General features: G+C 60.1%; 2 protein-coding genes and 2 pseudogenes. 1 reads left to right on the top strand and 3 read right to left on the bottom strand.

Translation table 11 applies throughout. From position 1 onward, the window contains the following. The first annotated feature begins 436 nt into the window (after nt 1-436). Nucleotides 437-1,195, top strand: coding sequence for a hypothetical protein (locus tag ACW9JE_RS28500; RefSeq protein ID WP_224537095.1), 759 nt, complete (start codon nt 437-439; stop codon nt 1,193-1,195). Between the two features lie 180 nt (nt 1,196-1,375). Here the strand turns inward: ACW9JE_RS28500 and ACW9JE_RS28495 are convergent, their stop codons facing one another. The 3 genes and pseudogenes from ACW9JE_RS28495 to ACW9JE_RS28485 form a co-directional block, all read right to left on the bottom strand. Further along, nucleotides 1,376-2,239, bottom strand: a complete 864-nt coding sequence (locus ACW9JE_RS28495; protein ID WP_457434655.1) for a methyl-accepting chemotaxis protein — start codon at nt 2,237-2,239, stop codon at nt 1,376-1,378. Continuing rightward, a pseudogene (locus ACW9JE_RS28490) lies at nt 2,237-2,431 on the bottom strand (HAMP domain-containing protein); the annotation flags it as partial. The pseudogene ACW9JE_RS28490 and the gene ACW9JE_RS28495, both read right to left, overlap by 3 nt. Before the next feature lie 1,017 nt (nt 2,432-3,448). After that, nucleotides 3,449-4,793 (bottom strand): annotated as a pseudogene (locus ACW9JE_RS28485) (aminotransferase-like domain-containing protein). Nucleotides 4,794-4,977: the final 184 nt, after the last annotated feature.

Below are 4,977 nucleotides of genomic sequence, written 5' to 3'. Positions count from 1 at the left end.
GTTACCGCCGTGAAAGGGCGGTGTCCTAGGCCACTAGACGAAGGGGACACGCTACAACATTCACTCCCTGCTTCGTTTCGCTGTGTGCTTTACGCTGCAAGTGGCGCGCATTCTATGGATGGTTTGAAGGGTCGTCAACCCCCTGTTATAAATTTTTTTAAATCAATGACTTGGACCCGCTTTTCAGCCCCGATCCGGTTTTTCCGTCGACCGGTGTTTGGCGCCTATATTCTGACACCCGCCAAGGCGCTATAGTCGACGACCATGAATGATGGCAACTTGCCAAGTATGTGCCAGCATTCAAAAAGCAGGTCTACGGTCGATACAGGCGTAACCCCATTGATCCAGCTCGTCGGGTGGCGCCAGACGCCTATATGGCAAGCCAATACACTCGCACGCGTACCTAATAGAAGAGGTCTTACCGGTGACACCACTCATGATCACCCTGCTCGTCGTAGCCGGGATCGCACTCTTGATCGCCATTGGCTACATCAACCATGTGGTGGAGAACAATAAGGTAGAAAGGGCCCGTACCAAGGTTGAACTCAATGATCGCCTGCGTCGTTGTGGCGAACTCACCGAAACGTTCCCCGGCCAGTTGATGACACCGGCGCTGAAGTTGCTGCTGGCTCGCCTGGAATTGAATGTCTGCCAACGCCTGCTGAGCCTGGAAAAGACCAGCGCCAACCTCAAGGCACGCATTGCAGAGCTTGAAGCGCTGGTGGGCCAGGGCGAATCGATTCCGGTCAACAACCCGCCGGCCCCGATCCAGACCGAAGCCAAGGCCAAGGACGTGCGCTTCCTGCTCGAAGCCCTGCACGGCCAGATCACCCGCGCGGCCCATGACGGTTTTCTTCCTCCGAACGAAGCCAAGCGCTGGATTCGCGAAGTGCGCCACATTCTGGTGCTGCTGCACATCGAGTTCTTCAACAACCTCGGCCAGCAGGCCCTGCAACAGAATCAGCCTGGCCAGGCGCGCCTGGCGTTCGAGCGTGGCGTGCAGTACCTGCGCAAGCAGCAGGAGCCGCAGGCCTATGCTGAACAACTGGAGTATCTGGAGAGACTGCTGGTTCGCGCGAACGATCAGGTCATGGATCGCATCGCACCGGTGGAAGGTGATGTGAATCAGTTGACCGAGGGTCTCAAGGACGTCGAGGCGGATGCGGATTGGAAGAAGCGGGTGATCTACGACTGATCATTCGATGAAAAAAAATGCCCCGTATCGAAAGAGCCGGGGCATTTTGTTTTCTGCATCTTGCTGACTCCCCTGTAGGAGCGAGCATGCTCGCGATGATCTGAAGAGCGCCGCTGGGTGTCAGGTTCCCAGCGTTATCGTTGACGACCATCGCGAGCAAGCTCGCTCCTACAGGGGGTTTCAGAGTTTGAAATGTCCTACCATGCCTTTCAATTCAACCCCCAGTTGCGCCAGCTCGATACTCGATGCCGCATTGCCCTGCATCGCCAGTGAAGACTGATCCGCGCTCGCGCGAATACTCGTGACACTGCGATTGATCTCCTCGGCCACAGAGCTCTGCTCTTCCGCTGCTGCGGCAATCTGCTGGTTCATCTGTTGAATCAACGACACCGCCGACGCAATGCTCCCCAGCGCGCTTTCGGTTTGCAGGGCATCGCTGACCGCCAGTTTCACCAGGTCGCCGCTGCTCTGGATCTGCTGCACCGAAGTCTGCGCCGCCGAGCGCAGGGCGCTGACTAGACGTTCGATTTCTTCGGTCGATTGCTGGGTGCGCTTGGCCAACGCCCGGACTTCATCGGCCACCACCGCGAAGCCCCTGCCCTGCTCGCCGGCACGGGCCGCTTCGATGGCCGCGTTGAGCGCCAGCAGGTTGGTCTGTTCGGCCACGCTCTTGATCACGCCGAGCACCGTGCCGATGTTCTGGATTTCCGCGCTGAGGCTTTCGATGCTGGAGCTGGCCGAGCTGGCCGAGTCCGCCAGCTTTTCGATCCGCGCCATGCTCTGGCGCACCACAACCTGACCACTTTCCACCTTGCCGTCAGCCGTCTGCGCCGCCACGGCCGCCTCCTCGGCGTTACGCGCGACATCATGCACGGTGGCGGTCATCTGGTTCATTGCAGTGGCGACCTGTTCGGTTTCTTCCTTCTGGCTGCTGACTTCGAGGTTGGTCTGTTCAGTCACCGCCGACAGCGACTGCGCCGACGTGGCCAATTGCTCGATGCCGGCCTGCAAACCGCTGACGATATGGGCAAGCCCCGCGCCCATCTGCTGCATGGCCTGCATCAACTGGCCGATCTCGTCCCGACGATTCACCTCGACCGTGCCACTCAGATCCCCCGAGGCAATCTGCTGCGCCACGCGAATCACGCTGCGCAGCGGCCCGACGATCAGACGGGTGATCACCCAGGCCGCAATCAGCCCGACCAGCAACGCCAACGCGGACGAACCGATGATCATCAGGGAGTTCTTTTTCAGCTCCGCCTGCATCGACTGGTCTTCGGCGACATAGGCCTGGTCGACCCGCTCCATCACCTGGGATGCGCGTTGATGCAGTTGCTGGTAGACGGTCTTTTCCTGTTCCAGCAAGCCGGTGTACTCGGTCAGCTTGTCACTGAAACTGGCGATGTGGCCGATCACTTCATTGAGGACGGTCTGGTAACCCTCGTCCTTGACCGAGGTTTTCAGCTGCTCGGCCTGGGCCAATGCCTGGCTGGCCTGTTCGATCTTGCCCTGCCCCGCGCTGTCATCGCCCTTGCGGCTCTGGTCCAGGCGCACCCGTGCTTCGTTCATCGCCTGCAGCATCAATCGCGACACCTGGCTGACCTGACTGGCCTGCTCGATGAACTGCGAACCGTCTTCGCCCTTTGAATCCTTGAGCGTGTAAGTCCCGTCATCGGCCAACCCGGACTGCAAAACGTCCAGATTGTTGGCCACGCTCGAGACCGACCAACTGGCCATTTCCAGCGCCAGATCCTTGGCCTGGCTGAGCGAGACAAACTCGTCGAATGCCTTGCGGTAGGCGCCGAGTGACTGCTGGACATCGTTCATCACCGGCACGTTGGCCGCGGAGTCCGCCTTGAGCTGATCGGCCACTGCAATCAGGCCATCGACCCCTTCGTGCAAGGCGTCGACGGTTTTCGGGTTGCCGTGCAAGGCATATTCCTGCTCCAGCAGACGCACCTTGAGCAGCTCGCTGTTGAGCGACGACATCTGCTTGAGCCCGTCGAAGCGCTGGCTGATGGCTTGCAAAGACCAGACACCGATGGCCGCCACCAGGGCGGTCAACAGCAGCACCAGCACGAACCCGACACCCATTTTTTTTGCCATACCCAGGTTGGCAAAACGTCCTTGCACGGCCGAAATCATTGGACCAGGTCCTCCGCCATAATTGATAAACGCAGATTCGCAACGGCCCTTGAGCAACACAAGACTCTGGCGCCGGAATAATGGCAAAAAGCTACGCCCGCGTCGTTTTCAGAACGCTTGAGGTCGATCCGGAGTGGTGGCCTGAAAAAATGCCCGGGCGCGAGGATCACCCGCCCAGGCGACATTGATGCGCTGCCAGCCATTGACCGCACCGCCGGGACTGAAGGCTGTGGACGATGACAACATAAGGCCGAAACGCCGGGCCTGCGCCCGCACCTGAGCGTAGTCCGTCATGCGCGGTCGCGCCCAGACAAACAAACCGCCGACCGGTTTGCCGAACACCTCCCACTCGGCGTCTTCGAGCAGCTGCAACAGTGCCGATCTGTCGCGATTCAGGCGATGCCGCTGGCGTTGCACCAAATTGCGGTAGGCGCCATTGGCCAGCAGGCAGGCGAGCACCGATTCACTGAAGGCCGAAGCGCCCATGCTGCTGATCCTCTTGACCTCGGCCAGTCGCTCGATCGTCCGGGCGGTGGCCACGACAAAGCCGACACGCAAGGCGCTGCTGAGGGTCTTGGAATAGCTGCCGACGTAGATCACGCGGTCATCCAGCGCGGCGAGGCGCTTGCCGGGAGCGCCGTGCAGGTCGGCATAGACGTCGTCTTCGATTATTTGTACGTCATGCGCTCTGGCCAGTTCCAGAATGCGTTTTGCCACCTCCGGCGACAGGCTGCTACCGGTGGGATTGTGATGAAAACTGTTGATGAAGAATCCACGAGGCCGATGCGTCTCGAACCCGGCTTGCAGAGCGGCGACATCCGGCCCGAACGGAGTGCGCGGCACCTCCAGCATGCTGACGCCATGCAGTCTGAGCAGTTCGAACAACACGGGATAACCGGGGCTTTCCACCACGACGCAGTCGCCCGGTTTGAACAGGGTCCGCACAATCAGATCGAGCCCCTGACTGGCCCCGGCGGTGGTCAGGATCCGGCTGTCTTCGACCCTGATGTCCAGCGGTTTCAGGCTCTTCAGAATCTGTTGCCGCAGCCGGGGAAGGCCCAGTGCCGAGCTGTAGTTGAACAGGCCGGCCATGTCGGTGCGACTGACCTCGCGGATCGCGTAAGCCAGGTCGTCCGGCTCGCGCCAGCTTTCGGGCAGGCTGCCTGCTCCCAGCTGCAACTCGCACAAGTTCTGATTCGGCGTCACCCATCGCATTCGCCGCCGCCACGATGTAGCCACCACGATGACGCGACTCCAGCAGCCCTTGCGCGACCAGGCGCTCGCAGGCCTGGTCGACACAGGACTCGTTGAGCAAGTTGGCCCGGGCGATTTTCCGCACCGAAGGCAAACGCGCACCGCGGGTCAATTGATTGCAACGGATTCCGCAGACCAGCGCGTCGACGATTTGCTGTACGACCGGCACCATGGCCTGTCGATCGATTCTCAATTCCATGAGCAGGCAAACTCCTGTTTGGTTGTGCGAAACCAGTTAATCACAGGAGCGCTGGCGGGGATGTGAGACAACGCCGCTAAAGGCTTGCCGATTAACCCGCTGAAACATACCCAAAAACCTGTGGGAGCGGGCTTGCTCGCGAAGAGGGAGTGTCAGTCAACAATGATGTTGCTGACCCACCGCT

The sequence above is a fragment of the Pseudomonas sp. SDO55104_S430 genome, from assembly GCF_054070595.1.
This window is presented reverse-complemented; position numbering and strand designations above follow the sequence as displayed.